General features: G+C 36.5%; 28 protein-coding genes. 21 read left to right on the top strand and 7 right to left on the bottom strand.

The genetic code is table 11. From position 1 onward, the window contains the following. Nucleotides 1-34 precede the first annotated feature (34 nt). The 11 genes from CYO92_RS08955 (at nt 35) to CYO92_RS08905 (ending at nt 9,533) form a co-directional block, all read left to right on the top strand. On the top strand, nt 35-1,246 hold the full coding sequence (locus CYO92_RS08955) for a beta-ketoacyl-ACP synthase II (protein WP_009294785.1): 1,212 nt from the start codon (nt 35-37) through the stop codon (nt 1,244-1,246). 1 nt (nt 1,247) lies between these two features. After that, the gene (gene accA / locus CYO92_RS08950; protein WP_103588258.1) at nt 1,248-2,183 is read left to right on the top strand and encodes an acetyl-CoA carboxylase carboxyl transferase subunit alpha; all 936 of its coding nucleotides are present in this window, start codon (nt 1,248-1,250) and stop codon (nt 2,181-2,183) included. A 294-nt stretch (nt 2,184-2,477) separates the two neighbouring features. Then, nucleotides 2,478-3,230 carry a CbrC family protein gene (locus CYO92_RS08945; RefSeq protein WP_223315376.1) on the top strand — a complete coding sequence of 251 codons (753 nt, stop codon included), beginning with the start codon at nt 2,478-2,480 and terminating at the stop codon, nt 3,228-3,230. Further along, nucleotides 3,220-4,092: a YwqG family protein gene (locus tag CYO92_RS08940; RefSeq protein WP_180997994.1), complete on the top strand. Its 873-nt coding sequence runs from the start codon at nt 3,220-3,222 to the stop codon at nt 4,090-4,092. Before CYO92_RS08945 ends, CYO92_RS08940 begins: the two co-directional genes overlap by 11 nt. A gap of 215 nt (nt 4,093-4,307) precedes the next feature. Next, a complete protein-coding gene (locus tag CYO92_RS08935; protein ID WP_103588530.1) occupies nt 4,308-4,922 on the top strand; it encodes a riboflavin synthase in 615 nt (204 codons plus the stop codon). Nucleotides 4,923-4,931: 9 nt separating this feature from the next. Further along, nucleotides 4,932-5,663 carry a polyphenol oxidase family protein gene (locus tag CYO92_RS08930; protein ID WP_103588529.1) on the top strand — a complete coding sequence of 244 codons (732 nt, stop codon included), beginning with the start codon at nt 4,932-4,934 and terminating at the stop codon, nt 5,661-5,663. 155 nt (nt 5,664-5,818) lie between these two features. Continuing rightward, a complete protein-coding gene (locus CYO92_RS08925) occupies nt 5,819-6,598 on the top strand; it encodes a DUF4198 domain-containing protein (protein WP_103588528.1) in 780 nt (259 codons plus the stop codon). Between the two features lie 77 nt (nt 6,599-6,675). Then, on the top strand, nt 6,676-6,891 hold the full coding sequence (locus CYO92_RS08920) for an acetyltransferase (protein ID WP_103588527.1): 216 nt from the start codon (nt 6,676-6,678) through the stop codon (nt 6,889-6,891). Between the two features lie 145 nt (nt 6,892-7,036). Beyond that, entirely contained in the window at nt 7,037-7,825 is a 789-nt protein-coding gene (gene rpsB / locus CYO92_RS08915; protein ID WP_002941277.1) for a 30S ribosomal protein S2, read from the top strand. Beyond that, a complete protein-coding gene (tsf, locus tag CYO92_RS08910; RefSeq protein WP_103588526.1) occupies nt 7,825-8,889 on the top strand; it encodes a translation elongation factor Ts in 1,065 nt (354 codons plus the stop codon). The genes rpsB and tsf overlap by 1 nt, the downstream gene beginning before the upstream one ends. Next, nucleotides 8,889-9,533, top strand: coding sequence for an ABC transporter ATP-binding protein (locus tag CYO92_RS08905; protein WP_103588525.1), 645 nt, complete (start codon nt 8,889-8,891; stop codon nt 9,531-9,533). Before tsf ends, CYO92_RS08905 begins: the two co-directional genes overlap by 1 nt. A gap of 194 nt (nt 9,534-9,727) precedes the next feature. Here CYO92_RS08905 and CYO92_RS09585 read toward each other — a convergent pair whose 3' ends face one another. The 6 genes from CYO92_RS09585 to CYO92_RS08875 form a co-directional block, all read right to left on the bottom strand. Further along, entirely contained in the window at nt 9,728-9,862 is a 135-nt protein-coding gene (locus CYO92_RS09585) for a hypothetical protein (RefSeq protein ID WP_258030513.1), read from the bottom strand. Nucleotides 9,863-10,230: 368 nt separating this feature from the next. After that, entirely contained in the window at nt 10,231-10,839 is a 609-nt protein-coding gene (hisG, locus tag CYO92_RS08895) for an ATP phosphoribosyltransferase (protein WP_084109560.1), read from the bottom strand. Next, nucleotides 10,836-11,465, bottom strand: a complete 630-nt coding sequence (locus tag CYO92_RS08890) for a type III pantothenate kinase (RefSeq protein ID WP_103588524.1) — start codon at nt 11,463-11,465, stop codon at nt 10,836-10,838. The genes hisG and CYO92_RS08890 overlap by 4 nt, the downstream gene beginning before the upstream one ends. Next, on the bottom strand, nt 11,452-11,784 hold the full coding sequence (locus tag CYO92_RS08885; RefSeq protein ID WP_103588523.1) for a hypothetical protein: 333 nt from the start codon (nt 11,782-11,784) through the stop codon (nt 11,452-11,454). Before CYO92_RS08885 ends, CYO92_RS08890 begins: the two co-directional genes overlap by 14 nt. Then, complete coding sequence (locus CYO92_RS08880) at nt 11,781-12,788, bottom strand: L-seryl-tRNA selenium transferase (RefSeq protein WP_103588522.1); 1,008 nt, start codon at nt 12,786-12,788, stop codon at nt 11,781-11,783. The genes CYO92_RS08885 and CYO92_RS08880 overlap by 4 nt, the downstream gene beginning before the upstream one ends. Further along, entirely contained in the window at nt 12,788-13,351 is a 564-nt protein-coding gene (locus CYO92_RS08875; protein WP_103588521.1) for a hypothetical protein, read from the bottom strand. Before CYO92_RS08875 ends, CYO92_RS08880 begins: the two co-directional genes overlap by 1 nt. 127 nt (nt 13,352-13,478) lie before the next feature. Here CYO92_RS08875 and gatC point away from each other — a divergent pair, with 127 nt between their 5' ends. From gatC to CYO92_RS08830, 9 genes are read left to right on the top strand one after another with little or no spacing between them, the layout of a single operon-like run. Beyond that, entirely contained in the window at nt 13,479-13,766 is a 288-nt protein-coding gene (gatC, locus tag CYO92_RS08870; protein WP_072594515.1) for an Asp-tRNA(Asn)/Glu-tRNA(Gln) amidotransferase subunit GatC, read from the top strand. A 10-nt stretch (nt 13,767-13,776) separates the two neighbouring features. After that, nucleotides 13,777-14,916 carry a type IV pilus twitching motility protein PilT gene (locus CYO92_RS08865; RefSeq protein WP_103588520.1) on the top strand — a complete coding sequence of 380 codons (1,140 nt, stop codon included), beginning with the start codon at nt 13,777-13,779 and terminating at the stop codon, nt 14,914-14,916. After that, nucleotides 14,916-15,527 (top strand): CvpA family protein, encoded by a 612-nt coding sequence (locus CYO92_RS08860; RefSeq protein WP_084041229.1) that lies wholly within the window; start codon nt 14,916-14,918, stop codon nt 15,525-15,527. Before CYO92_RS08865 ends, CYO92_RS08860 begins: the two co-directional genes overlap by 1 nt. A gap of 1 nt (nt 15,528) precedes the next feature. Next, nucleotides 15,529-15,996, top strand: coding sequence for a Fur family transcriptional regulator (locus CYO92_RS08855; protein ID WP_021091630.1), 468 nt, complete (start codon nt 15,529-15,531; stop codon nt 15,994-15,996). Between the two features lie 4 nt (nt 15,997-16,000). Continuing rightward, nucleotides 16,001-17,509 (top strand): lysine--tRNA ligase, encoded by a 1,509-nt coding sequence (gene lysS / locus CYO92_RS08850; protein ID WP_223315384.1) that lies wholly within the window; start codon nt 16,001-16,003, stop codon nt 17,507-17,509. Then, complete coding sequence (locus CYO92_RS08845; RefSeq protein WP_103588518.1) at nt 17,506-18,750, top strand: serine hydroxymethyltransferase; 1,245 nt, start codon at nt 17,506-17,508, stop codon at nt 18,748-18,750. The genes lysS and CYO92_RS08845 overlap by 4 nt, the downstream gene beginning before the upstream one ends. Next, on the top strand, nt 18,750-19,292 hold the full coding sequence (locus CYO92_RS08840) for a DUF1882 domain-containing protein (RefSeq protein WP_103588541.1): 543 nt from the start codon (nt 18,750-18,752) through the stop codon (nt 19,290-19,292). The genes CYO92_RS08845 and CYO92_RS08840 overlap by 1 nt, the downstream gene beginning before the upstream one ends. A gap of 13 nt (nt 19,293-19,305) precedes the next feature. Next, a complete protein-coding gene (locus tag CYO92_RS08835; protein WP_103588517.1) occupies nt 19,306-20,151 on the top strand; it encodes an SPOR domain-containing protein in 846 nt (281 codons plus the stop codon). Next, complete coding sequence (locus tag CYO92_RS08830; RefSeq protein WP_103588516.1) at nt 20,148-20,936, top strand: shikimate dehydrogenase; 789 nt, start codon at nt 20,148-20,150, stop codon at nt 20,934-20,936. The genes CYO92_RS08835 and CYO92_RS08830 overlap by 4 nt, the downstream gene beginning before the upstream one ends. A 120-nt stretch (nt 20,937-21,056) precedes the next feature. On the opposite strand, the gene CYO92_RS08825 is transcribed toward CYO92_RS08830, so the two are convergent. Then, entirely contained in the window at nt 21,057-22,112 is a 1,056-nt protein-coding gene (locus CYO92_RS08825; RefSeq protein ID WP_021091622.1) for a TRAP transporter substrate-binding protein, read from the bottom strand. Nucleotides 22,113-22,202: 90 nt separating this feature from the next. On the opposite strand from CYO92_RS08825, the gene pyk reads away from it, so the two are divergent. After that, entirely contained in the window at nt 22,203-23,654 is a 1,452-nt protein-coding gene (gene pyk, locus CYO92_RS08820) for a pyruvate kinase (RefSeq protein WP_103588515.1), read from the top strand. Nucleotides 23,655-23,917 lie beyond the last annotated feature (263 nt).

Below are 23,917 nucleotides of genomic sequence, written 5' to 3'. Positions count from 1 at the left end.
TTTAAATTTGCACAGTTTGATTTAAGGAGATGTATTGAAACGAGTCGTTGTAACTGGTATAGGCATGATAAACGCACTTGGTCTTGATAAAGAGAGCTCTTTTAAGGCAATTTGCGAGGGTAAAACAGGTGTGAAAGAGATCACGAGCTTTGATGTAAGCGAATTCCCTGTTAAAATTGCTGCCGAGATAACTGATTTTGATCCAAATAGCATTTTAGACGGCAAAGAGGTGAAAAAAGTAGATCGTTTCATACAGCTTGGCATAAAAGCATCTAACGAAGCTATGGCTGATGCGAATTTTAAGGAGTTTGACGCTCACAAATTTGGCGTTAGTTCAGCAGCTGGCATAGGTGGTTTGCCAAATATTGAGAAAAACTCAATCACATATTTTGAAAAAGGTGTAAAGAGAATTTCGCCATTTTTTATTCCATCGGCACTTGTAAATATGCTAGGTGGCATAGTTTCAATAAATCACGGACTAAAAGGTCCAAATTTATCAAGCGTAACAGCTTGTGCGGCAAGCACTCATGCGATATCACAAGCTGCAAAATGCATAATGATCGGTCAAGCAACAAATATGCTAGTTATCGGTGCTGAATCAACTATCTGTGGCGTTGGCATAGGCGGTTTTGCAGCAATGAAAGCACTCTCAACTAGAAACGATGAACCAAGTAAGGCATCAAGGCCATTTGATGCAAACCGCGATGGCTTTGTAATGGGCGAGGGCGCTGGCGCACTTGTGCTTGAAGAGTATGAGTCAGCTGTTGCAAGAGGCGCTAAAATTTACGCTGAAGTAGTTGGATTTGGTGAGAGCGGAGATGCACATCACATCACATCACCAACACTTGAAGGTCCATTAAGTGCGATGAAACAAGCACTTGATATGGCAAAAGGCGTAAAAATAGACTATGTCAATGCGCATGGTACTTCAACGCCAGTAAATGATAAAAATGAGACAGCTGCGCTAAAGGCTGTTTTTGGTGATAAGTGCCCACCAGTTAGCTCAACCAAAGGTCAAACTGGACACTGCTTAGGTGGTGCTGGTGCGATCGAAGCTGTCATATCTATAATGGCAATGAGAGATGGCATCATCCCTCCAACAATAAACTACGAAACGCCAGATCCAGAGTGCGATCTAGACTACGTTCCAAATAAAGCTAGAAAAGCTGATATAAAAGCTGTTATGAGCAACTCATTTGGCTTTGGCGGAACAAACGGCGTCGTGATATTTAAAAAGTTGGATTAAGATGTCAAATTATTTAGATTTTGAAAAGAGCATAAAGCAGATTGATGAAGATATAGCAAATGCTAAGATCAGAGGCGATGAACATGCTGTTGAAATTTTAAATAAGAACCTATCTAAAGAGATATCAAAAGTATATAAAAATTTAAACGAATATCAACGTTTACAACTTGCTCGTCACCCAGATAGGCCATACGCTATTGATTATATAAATTCATTTTTAGTTGATGGCTATGAGATCCATGGCGACAGGGCATTTCGCGACGACCCAGCAATAGTCTGCTACATCGGTTATATTGGAGGCAAAAAGGCTGTCGTTATAGGTGAGCAAAAGGGCCGTGGCACTAAAAATAAACTAAAAAGAAATTTTGGTATGCCTCACCCTGAGGGTTATCGAAAGGCTCTTAGAGTTGCAAAAATGGCTGAAAAATTTAATCTACCCATTTTATTTCTCATAGACACTCCAGGCGCATATCCAGGTGTTGGAGCTGAAGAGCGAGGACAAAGTGAAGCTATAGCTAGAAATTTATTCGAGTTTGCAAATTTAAAAACTCCAATAATTGCTGTTGTTATCGGCGAAGGTGGAAGTGGCGGTGCTTTAGCTATTGGTGTGGCTGATAGACTTGCCATGATGAAAAATTCTGTGTTTTCAGTTATATCACCAGAAGGCTGTGCAGCGATACTTTGGAATGACCCAGCTAAGCAAGAGCAAGCTACAAAATCTATGAAGATAACGGCTGATGACTTAAAAAATTTATCACTTATAGATGACGTGATAAACGAGCCGATAAATGGAGCTCATAGAGACAAAGAAGGTGCTGCAAAAGCACTTGCAAATTATTTTATCTCAGAGCTAGCTGAGCTTGAAAAGCTTGATATAAATGATCTTGTAGCAAAAAGAATAGAAAAAATTCTCTCTATCGGAGCATTTGAAGAATAAATTTATAGTCACAATAATTTTATAAGAATACTTATCAAATTTGTTTGTGGCATCATCTACCAAAATACTAAAACAATTTAAAAATCAATATAAATTTTATCGCTTTAACAGCCATAATTTTTACACTAGCTTTTATATCTTTAAGATTTAAACACTAAAATTGTTAATATCAAATCCACATAAAGAATATTAATGAATAAATTTTAAGAAAAATATATCACTCTTTCAAAAGAATATTATAAAAATAATGGCAATACTTCTAGTATTGAGGCACTCTATCAGTTTAAAGAAGAGTTGGAAAATTGTGATGACATTTGCGCAAAGTATGTTTTGGTTGATGTTTATCAGCTTTTATCTATGAGAAAGAGTGCTTACGACCTACTTTTAAAGATACATGACAAAAGTGATAAAAAACAGCTAAAGGCACTTGGCTATCTAGTGCAATTCATTGACGAAAATGATAAATGGGCACTGCCTCGCCCAAAAAGTAGAGGTCAAATTTTGGCTCAAAAAGACAAAGCCACCACGCTGCCAAAATTTATCTACCATCCTAATCCTTTAAGAACCGGTGCATTTAAAGATGATATGAACATAGTGTGTGAGTGTTGTGGCAAAGATACTGAAGTCTATTATAACGGTAGCATTTATTGCGAGCAAGATATTTCGTATCTTTGTCCTACTTGTATTTCTAGCGGTAAGGCTGCCAAGAAATTTGACGCTACATTTGTACAAGATGCTGACAAACTAACTACAAGTGATACTAAAAAGAATGACGAACTTTTTAGAAGAACCCCTGGCTACGAGAGCTGGCAGGGTGAGCATTGGATAGTTTGTTGTGATGATTATTGCGAATTTTTAGGCGACGTTGGCACAAAAGAGCTCGAAGAAATGGGCATAGCAGACGAGGTTTTTGAGGACTACGCAAAAAGAGCCAAATATGACGATAAAATGCTACGCGAACATCTTGTTAAAGCTGGCGATATTGCTGGATATTTGTTTCGTTGTTTGCATTGTAAGAAGTATCATATATACGTTGATGCTTGTTAAAGAGGAAAATATGGATATTGCAAAAATTTCTAAAGGTTGTAAAGAACGTGGCCTGGATGAACTTTTTAAACTTTTATCGCCACTAGCAAGAAATGCCATAAGGATAGATACGCAAGCTAAAAATGACGATGATATCGCCGTTGGAGCGTCTAAATTTGGTGGCTTGCCAGATCTGCCAGATAGTTTATCATGGCCTTCAAATGAAAATGGTGCTTTGAGTTTTGTGGCACAGATAAATTTTGCTGAAGCTAGCAAATTTGACATTGACTCACTACTGCCAAAAAGCGGAATGCTCTATCTCTTTTATGATAGAAATTTGCGTGTTTGGGGCTATGATCCTGTCGATAAAAATGGCTTTGCAGTGATCTTTTCTGATGTAAATGATGGGCCACTTTCTTGCAGGAGAGCGGAGAGTTTAGAGGGAGAAAATTCTGCATTTAACGCACGCTTGCTTAGCTTTGAAAATGAGATAAATTTGCCAAATTTACAAAGCTCGATTGTGCCATTTAGCAAAATTAGTGAGGCTGAGTGGGAGGCCTATCACGAGGTTATTGAGCCAAGCTGGCAGTCTAAAGAAAATAAGCTCCTTGGGCACTCCGATAATGTCCAAGATGGTATGGAGCTAGAGTGTGAGCTAGTTACAAATGGGCTTAGTTGCGGTGATAGTAGTGCTTATCACCACCCAAGAATAGCAGAATTTGAGAAAAATGTTGCCCAGTGGCAACTACTTTTACAGATAGATAGTGATGATGAGGGCGATATGGACTGGGACGGAGAGGGCAGAATTTATCTGTGGATAAAGAGGGATGATCTGGTAGCACGCGATTTTAGCAAGACGTGGCTAGTTTTGCAGACAAGCTAAGACTGCTAAATTTATAAAAGATAAAAATTGAAATTTATAGAGAAATTTTATACTAGAGTTACCCAATAAATTTTTATTAGCATTTTTGGTGTGATTGCCAAAATTTCACTGCCATTTATGCCACTATCTACTTAAATATATAAAATAATCAAAGATGGTAATGCCCAAATTTAGGCAAAATTTAGTAAAATCCTTAAAAATTTTAAAGGCAAAATATGTTTAATGGCTTGATTCGTGAGATCGCACAGGTTGTTAGTTATTCACAAAATATTTTAAGGCTAAAGGCAAATTTTCGTCCAAATTTAGGCGATAGCATTGCCGTAAATGGTGCTTGCTTGAGTGTGATAAAACTACATGAAGATGGCTTTAGTGTGGAGCTAAGCGCAGAGAGTAGGGCAAATATCGCGGTTGAAAATTTAAAAGAAAGAGTGCATATCGAGCCAGCGATGAAGCTAGGAGACCGAGTAGATGGACATTTGATGCAAGGGCATATCGATTTTATCGGTAAAATTTCAAATATCAAAAAGAATGAGAATGGGGTTGATTTTTATATCGACTTGCCGCGCGATGCTATGAGTTTGATGTCAAATAAAGGCTCGGTGGGTGTTGAGGGCGTGAGTCTAACCATAAATGAAATTTTGCCAAAGGGTATAAGGCTCACAATCATACCAATCACTTTTAGAGATAGTCTTTTTGGCACTTTCAAGGTCGGCAGGCGCGTAAATATCGAAAGCGATCTTTTGGCTCGCTACGTAGCTAGGCAGCTTTTTTGCAAACAAGATAGTGGCCTTAGCTGGGATGATGTTGAGCGAATTTCTAGCCTTTATTAGGTGGATAAAATGCGTGAAAATTTAGAGATAGTCTTTGATAAAAATGGCGTATTAGCTGGCTTTACAAATAGATTTGGCGGTGTGAGTGAGGGTGCTTATGAGAGCTTAAATTTAGCAGATCATGTTGGCGATGATCCGCTAATGGTCGCACAAAATCGTAAAATTTTAGCAACAGCACTTGGCATTATGCCTGTTAATTTAAAATTTATGAGCCAAATCCACTCAAATAAAGTGGAAATTTTGCAAGATTTTAACGACGATCTACCTCCATGCGATGGTGTGATAACATCACTAAAAGGCGTAGCACTTTGCGTCTTAGTCGCAGACTGCGCACCTGTTTTGATAATAGATGAACATCTTGGCGTAGTCGCAGCTGTGCATGCGGGACGCGCAGGTGTTACTAGTAAAATTTGCACAAATGCAGTGGGGCTAATGACGAGTGAATTTGGTTGTCGTGCGAATAATTTACGCGTATTTATAGGCGCAAATATCAAAGTGCAAAACTACGAAGTAGGCAAGCTAGATCTTGGTGAATTTAACCGATACAAAAAAGATGGAAAATTTGATATAAACGCAGCTTTATTAGACGAATTTGCTAAGCTCGGGGTAGAGCAAATATCGCTAGATCCTCGTTGTACTTTTGAGACGGATGAATTATTCTCATACCGCAAACAGAGTAGGACCGGGCGTTTTTGTGGGTTTGTGATGAATAGAGCCACATCGATAAATACTAAAAAATAAAAGTAAATTTTTAGCTTCATTGCTTGACTGTTAAAATTTGCCAGCTAAATTGTATTGAACGTTTTGATATTTAATTTGATCTAAAAAATGGCTAAATATAATAATTTTTAGCTACAATTTGACATCAAATCTCAAAAAGAACAACAAGGAAAATCATGAAAATAGGTAAAATTTTGACCGCCATTATGTTAACGGGAGCCTTTTGTATGGTGCAAGCACACATGTTTTGGGTAGATGGAGCTAATGATGAAAAGCTAGGAAAATTTATCGCAAACATGGGTTATAGCGACGATTTTCCAAAGCTAGAGCCTATTATGGCCGAACGCGTCCATCTTTTTGCGCCAATTACTATAATAAGTAAAGATGGTAACAAAAAGAAGCTTATACAAAGTGGCGAGAACTACCGCTACGAGGGTAAAAGATTAGACAAAGGCACATATATCTTACTAGCACAGCAAAATCCTATGTATTCGCTTAAAAAACGTAGTGATGGCAAGTGGCTAATAGACAAAACTAAGCTTGATCTAAAGGATCTAAGCGATATACAGATTTGCCGGCTGATGACGATAACATCTAAAAGAGTCTTAAATTTAGGTGAAACAAACGACTTCGTAACTAAACCTGTTGGAGTTAAAATCGAGATCGTACCGCTACAAAACCCAGCGGAATTTAGAGTAGATAAGCCTTTTAAATTACAGGTTTTTGCTGATGGAAAGCCGCTAGAGCGAGCCAAACTAACTGGTACTTTTGCTGGATTTTTAGACCATAAGCACGCATTTTACGGTATGACTGATGAACAAGGCATCACTGAAGTGTTAGCTCTAAGACCAGGATTTTGGGTATTTGAAGTGATTTATGAAAGACCTTATCCAGATGCTGCGAAGTGTGATAAAGAGACGTTAAAAACGACGCTTAGTTTTGAGATAAAAGAATAAAAGTTTGATATAAATTTGATTTCGAATTTATTATAAATTTTTTATAATCGCTTTGTAATTTTGAAAGTAGAGAAAGAATGTCTTACGAAAACTTTAAATCAAAAAATCCTCTTGTGCTAAAAATCACTACAAACGCAAGAAAATTTGGCGTAGAAACACTACAAAACGAGGAGTTTGTAAGCATTCTTTTAAATGTCAAGAAGCTTGAAATTTCATCCGAACAAAGGCATGCATTGGCAGAAATTTTTGCTAAGTTAATAAAAATCGAAGAAGACTCACAATTAAGTAAATAAACTTTAGTTTAAATTCATATTATTTTAAGTATAATCCCCCTTTATTTCACACACGACAATCCTAAATTTGGTTGTGCGAAAGCATTAATGGTCGTGGAGGATAAAACTAAATTCAAGGCAAAATGCCTAAAACAAGGAGAAACTCATGGTAACTATGAGAGATTTATTAGAGTGTGGCGTACATTTTGGTCACCAAACACGCCGCTGGAATCCAAAGATGAAAAAATTTATCTTTGGCGAGAGAAAAGGTATCTATATTATAGATCTACAAAAGACTATCCGCTACTTCCGCTACACTTACAACATCGTTCGTGACGCAGCTGCTGAAGGCAAGTCAGTGCTATTTGTTGGTACTAAAAAACAAGCTATCGACGCTATAAAAGAGTATGCTGAAAAATGTGGAATGCCTTATGTAAATCACCGCTGGTTAGGTGGTATGATGACAAACTTTGGTACTATCCGCCAGTCTATCCGCAAACTTGAAGTCATTGAAACTATGGAAGAAGATGGTTCGATAAATTTACTAACTAAAAAAGAGGCTTTGATGCTTCGCCGCAAAAAAGAGAAGCTTATAGCAACTCTTGGCGGTATACGCAATATGAAAAGCCTACCTGATATGATATTTGTTGTTGATACTGTCAAAGAAAAGATCGCTGTTCAGGAAGCAAATCGTTTAAAAATTCCAGTTGTAGCACCTATTGATACAAACTGCGATCCTGATGTTGTTGATTATCCGATCCCAGGAAACGACGATGCGATTCGCTCTGTTCAGCTTTTCTGCCAAGAGATGGCTGAAGCTATCAACGAAGGTAAATCACTTCTTGAGCAAGATGGTGGCGAGCAAGCTGCTGGCGAAGAAGTAAGCCAAGATGAGAAAGACGCAGTTGTAGCTGAGGCTATGAGTGAAGAAGACTTTGGCGAGGACGAAGAGTAATGGAAATAACTGCACAAATGGTAAAAGAGCTCCGTGAATCAACTGGAGCTGGTATGATGGACTGCAAAAAGGCGCTTAGCGAAGCAAATGGCGACATGGAAAAAGCTATTGACATCCTTCGTGAAAAAGGCCTAGGCCAAGCTGCTAAAAAGGCTGACCGCCTTGCAAGCGAAGGCTTGGTAAGTGTTGAAGTTTGCTCAAAATGCAAAAAAGCAACTATCAGTGAGATCAACTCTGAAACTGACTTCGTTGCTAGAAACCCACAGTTTCAAGCACTTGCAAAAGATGCAACAGCTCACATCCAATCAAGCGGCATAAAAACAGTTGAAGAGCTAAATGCGAGCACTTTAAATGGTGTTAAATTTGAAGATTACTTCAAAACTCAGATTGCAACCATCGGAGAAAACCTTGTAGTTCGCCGCTTTGAGACTATTAGCGCTGATGATAAGGGCGTGGTAAATGGCTATGTTCACTCAAATGGTCGTGTTGGTGTACTTATTGGTGCAGCTTGCGAAAGCGCTGAAGTTGCAAACAAAGCAGCTGATTTTATAAGAAATTTATGTATGCATGCAGCCGCTATGAAGCCAAGCGTTATAAGCTACAAAGACCTTGATAAAGAGTTTGTTGAGAAAGAATTTATCGCACTTCGTGCTGAACTTGAAAAAGAAAATGAAGAGCTAAAACGCCTAGGCAAGCCACTTCATCACATTCCTGAGTATGCTAGTCGCTGCCAAATAGGCGACGCAGAGCTTGCAAAAGCTACAAAAGAGATCGAAGAAGAGCTAAAAGCTGAGGGCAAACCTGAGAAAATTTGGGACAAGATTATCCCTGGCAAGATCGAGAGATTTTATGCTGACAACACAGTGCTTGACCAACGTCTTACACTTTTAGGTCAGTTTTATGTAATGGACGATAAAAAGACTATCGAACAAGTTATCGAAGAGAAGAGCAAAGAGCTTGGCGGTAAGATTGAGATCGTAAAATACGTTCGTTTCGAGCTTGGTGAAGGCTTAGAGAAAAAAGTAGATGACTTTGCTGCAGAAGTTGCTGCTCAAATAGGCTAATGGAAATTTTAAGAGCGTCTAATCTAGGCTTTGCGTATGATTATACGCTCTTTAATAATATAAATTTAACTCTCAATCAAAAACAAAGCATCGCGATAACCGGCGTTAGCGGTTGTGGCAAATCAACGCTTTTACACATACTTTCAACACTTTTAAAACCAAATTTTGGTGAGGTCATCTATCAAGATAGATCGATCTATGAGCTTTCTCAAAACGAGCTTTTGGCCATTAGAAGGCTTCATTTTGGCATTATTTTCCAGTCACACTACCTTTTTAAAGGCTTTAGTGCTTACGAAAATATCGAGCTTGCTAGTATCTTATCTGGTGAAAATATAGAAAAAAATGATCTTGCATCGCTTAAAATTTTAAATGTGATAAATCAAAAAGTTGGTGAGCTAAGCGGCGGTCAGCAGCAACGCGTTAGTATCGCTAGAGTGCTTACCAAAAAGCCAAAGATCATCTTTGCAGACGAGCCAACGGGCAACCTTGATAAGCAGACGGCAAATGAAGTGATGCAAGTTTTATTTGACTATATAAATGAAAATAACGCTGCCCTTGTTCTAGTTACTCACGACAACGACCTAGCCGCTAAATGCGACAATTCATACAAGCTTGAGAACAAAGAGCTTGTGCAAATTTCTTAAAATTTAAAAACTAAAATTTATTATTTTATCTTTTTGCTTGCCTGATTAATAGAAAGTTTAGACTACCCACCAACATGTTTTGTATTATTCTTATCAGCCTTTTGTTTTAAAAATTCCTCTTCTTCTTTTGTAGGGTTATAATCATCTTTCAAAATTTTTTCTTAGTATCAATCTCTTGCTCAAGCATCTTATTTTCATAAATTTTTATATATTGGCTTCCAGTATTCAAGGTAATTTCTAAAGCCAGCGCTATATCCTGCATCATAGTGGTAGCTTACACATTTTAACTCTTTATCACTGCCAAGAAGTTTTTTATAGTGGGCGTGCATATTTTTTGAGCTCGTGCTGATATTTTATTGCTACCTATCACATTTGTATGACAGCTAGTGCAGTCATTATCACCGATCTCTTTAAATTTGCTAGGATTATCGTCTTGATTTTGATGGCAAATACAATCAAAGCTTAGATACTCGTGATGAGGCTTTAGCTTATATTAGGCTCTTGGCTCGTTGGAGACTACTATTTTTGTTACGTTTAGATCGTTATTTGTATGTCAGTGCTAATCTATTAAGATAAATTAATATAAAAAGTATGCAAATAATTACCGATACGTTATTCTAAAGAAATTTATAAGTGAAATAGTCGGACTTTATATAACTAGAGAAATTTTTGTACTTTATGATGAGGCAGCAGGACTTTAAATCTCCTCTTTGATTTTTTTATAAAGCTCTAAAATCTCATCTTTTTTAATGATAAAGCTATTTTTATTTGCTATTAGATAAGCTGAGCTTTGCATAATATCACCAGCGATCTTTAGTCCATTTTGCTTCATGGTTGAGCCAGTCTCGACTACATCAACTATTGCATCGCTTAAGCCAACTAGTGGTGCAAGTTCGATCGAGCCATAAAGCTTGATGATCTTTACAGCTACGGCTTGTTTTGTAAAATAATTTCTTGTTATATTTGGCATTTTTGTGGCTATTTTTAGCTCTGGCTGGTTTAGGTCTAGCTCGGAGTCGTTTTTTATGCCAATGCAAACTTTGCATTGGCCGATTTTTAAATCCAGTAGCCTTACAACATTTGGCTTGTGCTCTTCAAGTACGTCAAGCCCCACCACACCGATATCAGCTGCACCTTCAGTGACATAAGTTGGGATATCTTGGTTGCGAACCATTAAAAATCTAAAATTTCCTTCTTCAAGGATTAGTTTTCTATCTTCAAATAAAAAACTTGAGCCAAAAATTTTTCTAAAAATTTCTAGTGTTGCCTCGGCTATTCTTCCCTTTGGTAGTGCTACTGTTATCATATTATCATATCTTTCTTTTCAGTTATTAGCTTTTGCATGGCACGAAAAACTAGCATCTTGTCGCAAATAGCATTTTTAAAAAATTTTGACAAAAAGTCGCCATCTCCACCAGTAAAATAGACTTTTTTGTCACCGGCTAGCTTATCTAGTAGAGTTATTATTGGTTTAATAATGCCATAACTCACAGCATCGGCTGTTTTTTGTGGTAGTGCATCTATGTCAATTTGTGAATTTATAGTGATATCAAGTCGTGGTGAGATGTTTTTGTAGGCATTTAGCATACTTGAAATGCCTGGTAAGATATATCCTCCAAGGTGAATAGAATTTGCCATAATATCAACTGTTATCGCACTTCCAGCATCAACAATTACGCCATTATTTATAGAGTAACATGCAGCGATTCTATCTACGCCTAGACCCTGATATATCGTATCAATAGTAAAAAATGGTTCTAAATTTACAAACATTTTATTATCTTTTAAAAGATTTAAAATTTCATCATTTACGGATATAAAATATACTTTTTTTTCTGGTTTATAGCTTTTAAACTCAGAAATTTTCATACGTGAGATTTTGCCACCTTCTAAAAATGTAGCGTTTGTATTGCCTATATTACACAAAATCATAACATCGCCAATTATTGTCTTGTAGCTCTTTTAAGGCTTTAGAACAAATGCCAGAGCTATAAAATATAGTTTTTTTTCTTAGGTTTGTTTGGAATTTCATCTCTATTTTTTTAGAAATTTCTTCAAGCTCCAAAGCCTCTTTGCGTAGCAATCTACTTTTTGCTGTTCTTAAAAAAACGAGATTATAAAAGCTCTTATTGTCCACTCCCCAAAAGATATCAAGCGTCTTTTTTGTGCTAAATTCACTTGTATTAAGTGCTTTGATATCTTTTAAAAGGATTTTTTTGGCTTCAAAAAGCTCCCAAATTTTTTGGTTCATTGTCCTAAATTAACAAGCTCATTATCATAATAAAAGGCACCATTGCCCATAAAGCTTTTATCTTTTATCTCATCGCTAAATTCATAAATTTCAGCTCCACTGAGGTCTAAATTTGTTTTTATAACGTAGCCTGTTTTTTCGATTACGTAAAGCTTATTATTGATAATAGTAGCTGCTGAGAAGATGGCAAATTTGAAATTTACTTTATTTTGCTCTTTTAACATAAGATTTGTTCTTACGATCGTACCATCTTTTTTAAAGATATAAATTTCATCGTTATTAACCAGTACATCCTTGATCTCACCGTCATAATAAACTGTTTGACTTGGGTTAATGACGATAAGTTTTTTAGCTGTTGCTGCAATTAGATTATCGCCCTCAACGCCTAAAAATATGATGTTATTAAAGAAATTTTCAGAGCTTACGACCACGTCACGTAAAATTCTACCAGTCTCTTTTTGTACTATGTAAATTTTGCCATCTAATGCCGGATATACAATCAGTGAGCTCATAAAAAATGGTGCTACGACCCTTGAATCAACCGCTGCTATATTAGACGAGCTATATTCCATTATTGTTGTTGCGGTATTTATGTCTATTAGATAGATGTGGTTTGCCGTGCTGATAGCTGCTAATAGGTTTTGATCAAGAGAAGCAGCAACGATTGCTGTTGGAAATTTATTGCTATAAACGCTGTGTCCACTAGGATCTGTCACATTTAGATCGCCATTTATACTAGCTGATATGATAAAGCCGTTGTTTTCATTTAAGAAATTAAAATTTTCAGGCAACTTGATGTTTGTATTTAGACCGTTTTTGGTGATGATATTGCCGTTGTCAAGAGTGGCGCCATTTGCATTTGCTGATTTGATATAAGATGGCATATCTTTTGACAAAGAAATTTTGCCAGAGGTTTGAGCTGGCTCGAAATATTGTCTTTTTGTGCCACATCCGCTTAAAACTAAAGCCAAGGCAAAAGCCAAGAAAAGAGTAATTTTTTTCATTATTTTATTCCCTGATAGTGTTTTAAATTTTTAACTAAAGTTTGAAGTTGAGAGTCGAGTGAAATTTTATTAAACTCATCATTTGCTTCTTTGATTTTGTTTTGTTTTAAAAGCTCAAAACCTTTTAAAAGTGTGCTATATTCGCTTAAAATTTGATTGTTTGCATTACCATTTTGTGAAAGAATGATATCTTTTACTATAGGATTTACTTTTAAATTTGCAAGCTCGCTAATACCATTTGTCTCATTTTTATCAAGCTTTTGCTGAAGTGAAAAAAGCGCATATAAATTTGGTTCTTTTTCTTTTAAAATGTTTAAGGCATTTGCATCGTTTGGATTTAAAATGAGCTTTGAGTAAGCCAAATTTGCATCTTCAATTCTATTATCATTTATTATTTTGTTCGAATAGAATCCAATAATTGCAACGACAGCAACAATAATGGCAATTATCATAAATTTTTTATACTTTCTAAAGAAACGCTCACCTTTGATCATGCTTTCTAAAAACTGTTCTTGAGCACCAATCTCTTGTTTTATCTGTGTTAGATCTTCTTTTATAGCCAACGCTTTTCCTTTATTTTTAAAAAATTTTAATTCGCAGATTTTAACATAATTAAATTAAAACTATCCCAAAATTAAAGCTTGAATGTGATATAATGGCTCAAAATTAATTAATAAGGTTACTTATATAATGCAAATAGATGACACTCTTTTAAATAAATTAGAAAAACTTTCTGCCTTACAAATCAGTGATGAAAAAAGAGAAGAAGTAAAAAAACAACTAAGTGAGATTGTATCTTTTGTTGATATTTTAAATGAACTTGATCTAAGCAGTGATGAAGCTGTAGTTAGCTCTATAAAAGGTGGCACGCCTTTAAGAGAAGATGAGCCAAGACCAAGTGATGTGATTGATACGATCTTGAAATACGCTCCTTCACGTGAAGGGCATTTTTTTGCTGTACCAAAAATAATAGAATAATGGTAAAAATATGGATCTAATCGAACAGCTTCAGGCAAAGAATTTAAGTGTAAAAATACCAGAAGATAATAACCTTAGTAATCTTGCTGGCGATATAAAAACACTTTTAAAAACTGTTGTGAGTGATAAGGCAAGCGATCTTCACCTTGTTTCAAGATCTGAGCCACAAATAAGAGTAGATGGCGCTTTAAAGCCCATTGACTTTGGCGTATTAAGTGGCAAGGATATAGAGAATTTATGTTTTGCTTTGATTACTGATGAACAAAAAAGTGAGCTTGAGAATAATAAAGAGCTTGACTTTGCGATCGAGCTTCGAGATATTGGTCGCTTTCGTGGTAACTATTACTATACCATGAATGGCGATTTAGCTGCTGCTTTTCGTATAATCCCAATCAATATCCCATCTCTTGATGAGTTAAATGCCCCACAAATTTTTAAACACATTATTAAGCGTGAAAAAGGTCTTATTTTGGTTACTGGACCGACAGGAAGTGGTAAATCAACAACTCTTGCAGCCATGCTTAATGAGATAAATTTAAATTATAGAAAGCATATTATTACAATTGAGGATCCAGTCGAGTTTGTGCATAACAATAAAAAAGCTCTATTTTCTCATAGAAATATCGGCACTGACGCAACTTCTTATTCAAGGGCCTTAAAATCTGCGGTTCGTGAAGATCCAGATATCATACTTGTGGGCGAGATGAGAGATAGAGAAACAATTTCAACAGCTATTACGGCGGCTGAGACCGGACACTTAGTCTTTGGTACGCTTCACACAAATTCAGCCATTCAAACTATAAATAGGATCGTTGATAGTTTCGATGGAAGTGAGCAATTACAAGTAAGAAATATGCTTAGCGTGTCATTAACTGCTGTCGTTTCACAAAGTCTGATCCCAAAGATAGGCGGTGGAAGGTGCGCTGTGCATGAAATTTTAATAAACAATATGGCTATCTCAAACTTGATACGTGAAAATAAAATACATCAAATTTATTCACAAATGCAGCTAAATCAACAACAAACTGGCATGAGTACGCAAACTCAGGCTTTGATGAAAGTGCTAAAAGAGGGTAAGATTACAAAAGAAAATGCGCTAGCTTATTCAACTAGCCAGCAAGAACTTCAAAATTTAATAGGAACTGTATAATGGATTTAGTAACGTGGTTTGATATCATTATTATTGCTCTTGTCTTGATGCTTGGCATAAAAGGTATATTAAATGGACTTATAAAAGAAGCATTCGGACTTATCGGACTTATCGGTGGCTTAATTATAGCTAGCAGGTTTTCAGATCTATCTGGTGAGTTTATAACTAAAAATATATATAAATTTGAAAATCCTTCATTTTTACAGTTTGTCGCATTTATCTCTCTTTGGCTAGTTTTTTGGCTAGTTTGCTTGCTAGTTGGTAAATTTTTATCAAAAATAGTTTCAGTAAGCGGACTTGGTTTTTTGGATAGACTTGGTGGATTTGTTATGGGAAGTGGAAAAATTTTCTTAACATTTTCGGCAGTAGTTGCTGTAATATCTGGCACTTCGCTAAATAATATAATTGCTCCTTATTTTGCGAACAGTAAAGTTTATCCGGTTTTGATAGAAACTGGCAAATGGATAACAAATCTTGATGTAAAAAATATCAAAAGTGAGTTAGATGAGATAGTGGCAAGACCAATGGATACAAATAAAACTGACGCATTTATCTCAATGGATGCAAATGCTAGTGTAAATACCGACTCTAATATCACAAAAGGGGAATAAGATGATAGAAAATTTAGAATATGATGCGTTGCTTGAGAAATTCAAAAGAGTGCTTCGTGACAATGGTTTAAAATACACGAAACAGCGTGAAATTTTACTAAAAACGCTATATAACAATGGCGAACACTTTACTCCAGAAAGACTTTATCTTTTTATAAAAGAGACACACCCTGAGCTAAATATTGGTATCGCAACTGTTTATAGAACACTAAATCTACTTGAAGAATCAGAAATGGTGACATCAATCAGCTTTGGTTCACAAGGCAAAAAATTTGAGCTTGCCACAAAGCCACATCACGACCATATGATATGCAGAAAGTGCGGCCTTATCATAGAATTTGAAGATCCAATGATAGAAAAAAGACAAATCAGTATCGCAAAAGATCATGGCTTTAAACTAACTGGCCATATGATGCAGCTTTATGGAATTTGTGAAAAATGCTCAAAAAATAATATAAAGGGAAAGTAAGGTGATATTTGACAACCAACATGAGATTCAACGACTACAAAGCATAGACGAGCTAAGAAATTTAGGTATTAATCCATATCCGCATTTTCTTAGAAGAGATATGAATATCTCTAAATTTAGACTAAAATTTAACTACATTAATGATACAGAAGAAAAAAAGGCCGAAGGTCAGTTAGTAGGTCTTGCAGGCAGAATAAAACTCATTCGTGATGCTGGAAAAGCGGTTTTTGCAAATATCGAAGATGAAGATGGAAATTTACAAATTTACTTTAGTAATAAAACGCTTGATCCAGAGTGGTTTAAAATCGTTAAAAAATACGTAGAGATAGGTGATATCGTCTATGTTAGAGGTTATGCATTTATAACAAGAACTGGCGAATTTTCTATGCATGTAAGTGAGCTTAGCCTTGCTTCAAAGTCGATAAGTCCACTTCCTGAGAAGTATCATGGCTTAGTTGATGTTGAGACAAGATATCGCCAAAGATATCTTGACATGATAATGAACCCTGAAGTTAGAGCTGATTTTAAAAGACGCTCAGTGATTATAAGTACGATTAGAAGATTTTTTGAAGAAAAGGGCTTTTTAGAAGTTGAAACACCGATGCTACACCCAATAGCAGGCGGTGCAAACGCCAAGCCATTTATCACTTTTCACAATGCCCTTGGAGTAGAGAGATATCTAAGGATTGCACCTGAATTATACCTCAAACGCCTTATAGTAGGTGGCTTTGAGGCTGTTTATGAGATGAATAGAAATTTTAGAAACGAAGGAATGGATCTTACTCACAACCCTGAGTTTACAAGTATAGAGTTTTACTGGGCATACCACAACTACCACGATTTAATGGGTATCACAGAGGATCTTTTTAATGTCATTTTAGACAAGCTGGATATGGAAAAAGTTGTAAATTTTGACGGCATGGAGATTGATTTTAGTAAGCCATTTAAGCGAATAAGCTACAAAAAAGCTCTCGTTGAGATCGGCGGACTAGATGATAATATCATAAATGATAAAGATAAAATTTTAGCAAAACTAAGAGCTGATGGCCTTGAAGCAAATAAGAAGCTTGATCTTGGTCACTTACAGGCTGAGTTATTTGATAACTACGTAGAGAGTAAGCTTATACACCCAACATTTGTTATTGATTATCCGATTTCGATCAGCCCACTTTCAAGAAGAAGTGACGCAAACCCTGATGTGGCTGAGAGATTTGAGTTATTTATCGCTGGTCGTGAGCTAGCAAATGGCTTTAATGAGCTAAACGATCCAATCGATCAATACAACCGCTTTAAAGCGCAAATCGATGCTAAAAACGCAGGCGATGACGAGGCACACGAGATGGATGAGGACTATGTAAAAGCCCTAGGATACGGCATGCCGCCAGTTGCAGGTGAGGGTATAGGTATCGATAGGCTTGTTATGCTTTTAACGGATAAAAAATCAATTCGCGATGTTGTGCTCTTCCCAGCGATGAGGCCACTTAAAAATGAGATAAAGGAGAATGAAAAATGAGTTTGCAAAGCTACGATAAGGATATTTACGATCTAGTAAATTTAGAGTTAAAACGTCAATGTGATCACCTTGAGATGATCGCTAGTGAAAATTTTACATATCCAGAAGTTATGGAAGTAATGGGCTCAATCCTAACAAACAAATACGCTGAAGGCTATCCTGGCAAGAGATATTATGGTGGCTGCGAATTTGTAGATGAGATCGAGCAAATAGCGATCGATAGATGTAAAGAGCTTTTTGGATGTGAATTTGCAAACGTTCAACCAAACTCAGGTTCCCAGGCAAACCAAGGCGTTTACGGTGCTTTGCTTAATCCAGGTGATAAAATTTTAGGCATGGATCTAAGCCATGGTGGACATTTGACACACGGTGCAAAGGTCAGCAGCTCTGGTAAGATGTATGAGAGCTTTTTCTATGGCGTCGAGCTTGATGGCCGCATAAACTACGATAGAGTCATGGATATCGCAAAGATAGTAAAACCAAAAATGATCGTTTGTGGCGCAAGCGCATACACAAGAGAGATTGAGTTTAAAAAATTCCGTGAGATAGCCGATGCTGTTGGGGCGATACTCTTTGCAGATGTTGCTCACATTGCTGGTCTTGTTGTTGCTGGCGAGCATCAAAGTCCTTTCCCATACTGTGATGTCGTAAGCTCAACTACGCATAAAACATTAAGAGGCCCAAGAGGCGGTATCATTATGACAAACAATGAAGAGTATGCTAAGAAGATAAATGCCTCTATTTTTCCAGGCATCCAGGGCGGACCACTAGTTCATGTCATCGCAGCAAAGGCAGTTGGTTTTAAGCACAACCTTAGCCCTGAGTGGAAAATTTATGCTAAACAAGTAAAAGCAAATGCTAAAAAATTAGGTGAAGTATTAATAAAAAGAGGCTTTGACCTAGTGAGTGGTGGCACTGATAATCACCTAATTTTAATGAGCTTTTTAAACCGCGAATTTAGCGGTAAAGACGCTGATATCGCTCTTGGAAATGCTGGAATAACGGTAAATAAAAATACGGTTCCAGGCGAGATAAGAAGCCCATTTATCACAAGTGGTATACGTGTTGGTAGTCCTGCGCTTACGGCTCGTGGCATGAAAGAGGCTGAGTTTGAGCTAATAGCAAACAAAATAGCTGACGTGCTAAGCGATATAAACAATACATCTTTGCAAGAGAAGACAAAAGCTGAGCTAGTTGAACTTGCCCATAAATTTATAATCTATGATAAAGCGACATTTTGATGCAAAGTATTGATACGGCACTTATAAAGATTATTACAACTCACTACTATATCAAGCGTGATACGATCGTTAATAAAATAGAATACAGAGGCAAAATTTTCTTTGATAAATTTGAAAAAATCAACGAGCCGCTAACTTATAGTGTCATGAAAGAGCATGAAGAGGGCAAGGCTGTTATTGCACACTCTTTAATAAATGCGAATGATAAAGTTGAAAATATAGTCTTTGACTATAACGGCAGAACCCCAGATAGATTTTGGCATAAAGCACAGCTTCTTTTAAGAGAAGAAGGATTTATAAATTTTACAGCCTACGAGAGTAAGACGCCAGGACATCTACATCTTTATGTGCATAAAGGTCACACTACGCTAAATGAGGCTTGTCAGCTGGCAAACGTGCTCAACGCAAAGCTTTCACAGAAGCTACCTAAAGAGTGGAGGATGTTTCCAAATATCGATATGCCAAAAGAATTTAACATACTAACTTTACCTTATAAACTCTATCAAAAAGAGCGCGGGGCAAGTTGGTCAAAATATATGTAATTAAGGATAAAAAGTGGAAAATGATGAGTTAAAAGATATTCTTTTAGAAAGAGACGATGACGCAAGAGGATTGAAGCTAAAAAAGCTTCTGATATTTATTGCAGCTCTTATTATACTTTTTTTGATCATTGTAGTGGCTATGAAGCTAGTAAATTCAAGCGATCCTTCACAAGCGCAAAATGAAGCTGATTCAAGACTAGTGCTTCCTCCAGTACCAGCTGAGCAGCCAGTAGATAGACAAGCTCCGATAGCTGATACAAATTCAGACAATAAAAAAGGCGATACACAGCTTTTTGAGCAAGTACCGATCGTGCCTGAAAATAAGCAACAAGATGAATTTGAAGATATGATCAAAAAGCTAAAAGATAAAGAAAACAATAAGCCTGTTTCTAAAACTGAAGAGTCAAAAGAGATAGTTAAGCCTATTGAAAAGCCTGCTGAAATACCAGCAAAAAAAGCTGAGACAAAGGTAGATACTTCAGTTAAAAAAGTCGAAAAAGTAGCAGCTACTGATAAAAAGAGTGAGGCAAAATCAGCTAAGACTGAAAATAAAGTAGATAAAAAGATTGAAAAAAAGGCTGAAACTAAAATAGAAAAAACGGACAAAAAAGCTGAGGTAGCTAAAAGTGAACCTGCTACAAAAGGCTCTTATGTTCAAGTATTTGTGACTAGTAAATTTAATCCAAATGCTGAATATATGAAGAAGATCGCTGCTAAGGGATATAACTACAAGACTATAAAAGTTGGCGAGCTGACTAAAATTTTAGTTGGTCCATTTGATGAAAAAACGCTTCAAAAAGCAGTAGGTGATATTAGAAAAGATATCAATAAAGACGCTTTTATCTTTAGAGCAAAATGAAAACATTCGCAGTCTTTGGAGATCCAATAGCTCACTCGGTATCTCCGAGGCTGCACAACAAAGCCATTGCAGACCTTGGCTTAAAAGCACTTTACACAAGAGTCTTGCTAAAAGATGGCAGTGAATTAATCAATAAATTTAAATCCTTAAAATTAAACGGTGCAAACGTAACACTTCCACATAAAGAGTGGGCTTTAAATTTAGCCGATGAAGCTTCGGATATAGCTCGCAAAATAGGCTCTGCAAATACTCTTGTGCTTAAAAATGACAAAATTTATGCATACAATACAGATGCGCCTGGATTTTTAAAAGCAATAAAAAATTTTAAAGGTGTAAAAAAAGCTATTGTTCTTGGAGCTGGCGGTACTGCAAATGCCATAACTTATGCATTAAAAGAACAAGGCGTTGATGTTTGCATACTAAATAGAAGCAAAGATAGGCTTGAGAAATTTAAAGATGAGTACAAATGCTTTAGTTGGGATAACTATGAAGAGCAAAAATTTGATCTAGTCATTAACTCAACCTCTGCTGGTTTAAAGGATGATTTTTTACCAGCACCTAAAGAAATTTTAAAAAGTATTTTTAAGGATGCTAAATTTGCATTTGATGTGATTTATGGTAAGCAAACACCATTTTTAGAAATGGCCAAGAAAAGCAGCCTTAGTGTAAAAGATGGGGCCGATATGCTTTTATATCAAGCGATTTTAGCACTAAATTTATTTTTTAACAATACACTCGATGAGTCAAAGATCGAGTGCTCAATGAGAGAAATTTTCTATCTATAATAGCCACCAGTATTTATTTTTATAAAAATTTATAGCTTATAGAAACATTTTGATTAAAATTTTTTATTGAAAGTAATTAGAGTAAATATAAAAAGCAGGGAAGGTCCCTGCTAAATTTTACTATTCGTTTGTTTTGATATAAGCGTAGTCTGAAATTTTAGTCCATTCTCTTGCTTTTTTAAGGAAAGCTCTTTGAGACTCAACGATCTCTTTAAATAACGGATCTTTAGCACTCTCTTCATCAAGAAGCTCATTTGTGGCTTTTTTAAGAGCTGCGATTACTTCTGGTGGGAAAGATTTTACTTGGATGTCTGGATACTCGCTCTTCATTTTATCCCAGTACTCGACATTTGAATAAAATACTTTTGTATTTGCATCTCTTGCTACTTCTGCTGCAGCTGCTTCAAAGATCGCTTTTAGATCATCTGGAAGTTTTTCGTATGATTTTTTATTAAAGAAAAATTGAGTTTCACCGTTTGGCTCTTGCCAGCCTGTGTAGTAGTATTTTGCCACTTTGTGAAAGCCAAGTGCCATATCATAAGCTGGGCTAACCCATTCGACTGAGTCGATCGTTCCCATCTCAAGAGCCATGTAAAGCTCACCAGTTGGGATAGTGTTAATGTTAGCGCCAAGTTTAGCGTAAATTTCACCACCAAAGCCCGGAATTCTTATCTTTAAGCCTTTGATATCATCTAGTGATTTGATCTCTTTTTTAAACCAGCCACCCATTTGCATGCCGGTATTTCCAGCTCTAAAAATTTTGATATTGTATGGATCGTAAACTTTTGCCTCAAGCTCCTTACCGCCGCCAAATTCATACCAAGCTGTTTGCTCATCAGTATTCATCATAAATGGAGTTGCTGTAAAAAATATAGTTTTAGCATCTTTGCCTTTATAATAATAGCTACTTGTGTAGGTAATGTCGTATTGACCGCTTTTAGCAAAATCAAGCATTGCAAAAGGTGATTTATGCTTTGATGGATAATCAATCCTTAGCTCAAGTCTGCCATTGCTCATCTTTTCAACTTTATCCTTTAACTCTTTTGGCACATCACCAAGCACTGGCATAGTGCTCTCCCATGAGCTAGCAAGCTTTAGCTTATAAACTTTATCATCTCCCATAGCAACGCAAGCAACAGCTGCTAAACCAAGAGACGCTAATAAAAATTTATTCATATCTTCTCCTTTGAAATTTTGCCTATTATACAAAAAATTACATTATTAAAATGTGTTATAATCGCAAAAATCAAATTTATGGGGCATAAAATGATAAAAAAGACAAAAATCGTAGCTACTTTGGGGCCAGCAAGTGATAATGAAGAGACAATGGAAGCGATGGTAAAAGCAGGTGTTAATGTCTTTCGTTTAAATTTTAGCCATGGGACACACGAATACCATAAATCAAATATTGACAAGATAAGAAATATCGAAAAAAGGCTAAATAAAAGAATAGGAATTTTACAAGATATCTGCGGCCCAAAGATCAGAGTTGGCAAGCTTAGTGAGCCATTTTATCTAAAGGCCGGTGATGAACTTAGTATCCATGCTGATGAGATCATCGGTGAAAAAGTGGAAAAAGGAATTTATAAAGTAAGCCTAAACCAGCCTCAAATTTTGCCTATGCTAAAGGTTGGCGAGTATGTCTATCTCTATGATGGCTCTATAAGAGCAAAGGTCGTTAGCGAAGGTAAAGAAGTAGTAAAAACTATCATTGAAAATGATGGAATTTTAAACTCAAACAAAGGCGTAAATTTTCCAAATACAGCTCTTGGCATCGAGATCATCACACCAAAAGATAAAGAAGATATGAAATTTGGCGCAAGGCATGGTGTAAATTTTGTCGCTATTAGCTTCGTACAAGATGCAAATGACGTAATAAAGACAAAAAATATCTTAAAAGAATTTGGCTCAAGAGCTGCTGTTTTATCTAAGATCGAGAAATTTGACGCGGTTGAAAATATAGACGACATCATTGCAAAGAGTGATGGTATTATGGTAGCTCGTGGCGATCTCGGCATAGAAGTGCCATTTTATAAGGTTCCAACTATCCAAAAGCTCATCATCAAAAAGGCAAATGCAGCAAGCAAGCCAGTCATTACTGCAACGCAGATGATGCTAAGCATGGCAGAGCATGAAACTGCTACAAGGGCGGAGATCAGCGACGTGGCAAATGCTGTGCTAGACGGTACTGATGCTGTTATGCTAAGTGAAGAGAGTGCGATCGGTAAAAACCCAGTCGCGGTCGTAGAGGCGATGAGTAAAACGATCATCCAAACTCAAAGCATCTATCCATATAATAAATTTGATGAGTTTGACTTTTTTGACGAGACTGATATGGTGGCAAGTAGTGCCGCATCTCTTGCTGTTCGCATAAAGGCAGATGCATTAATCTCAATCACTGGCTCAGGAAAATCGGCCATAAAATTAGCTAGAAACCGCACAAATATCGACATCATTGCAGTTGCTCACGATGAGCAAACAGCACACATGCTTACCCTTGCTTGGGGTGTTACGCCAGCGCTAGTACTAGAAAAAACAAAGCTTAGCTCACTTTTAGCAAATGTCATGAAAAAGGCGTATGAAGAGGGATATGTTGAACACGACAAGACCTATCTTGTCACAGCCGGTCACCCTACGGGCGTTGAGGGTAGCACAAACCTTATACGTATCATCAGACGCGATCAGCTTGATTATTATTTGGAGCTTGCAATTGAGTAAATTTATACTCTCTTGCAAATTTTAAAATTTTGCTTACTCGTAAGAATTGACTGCTAAGATTTGTCTTTGCTTTTTGCTTGGCTCAAATCTTAGAGCCGAAATTACTCGTTCATGAAATTTTAAAATTTGCCTGACACTTGCTCGATAGCAAAACGCATGCACCTTGAACGTGTCAGGGCAGAGGGATTATTAAGGGAGAATGGAGTTCTTTTGCTTTACTAGCTCGCAACTGCAAGCAGACTGTAATTTAAGCTCCATTCTCT

The sequence above is a fragment of the Campylobacter concisus genome, from assembly GCF_002913715.1.
Lineage (GTDB): Bacteria > Campylobacterota > Campylobacteria > Campylobacterales > Campylobacteraceae > Campylobacter_A > Campylobacter_A concisus_AG.
This window is presented reverse-complemented; position numbering and strand designations above follow the sequence as displayed.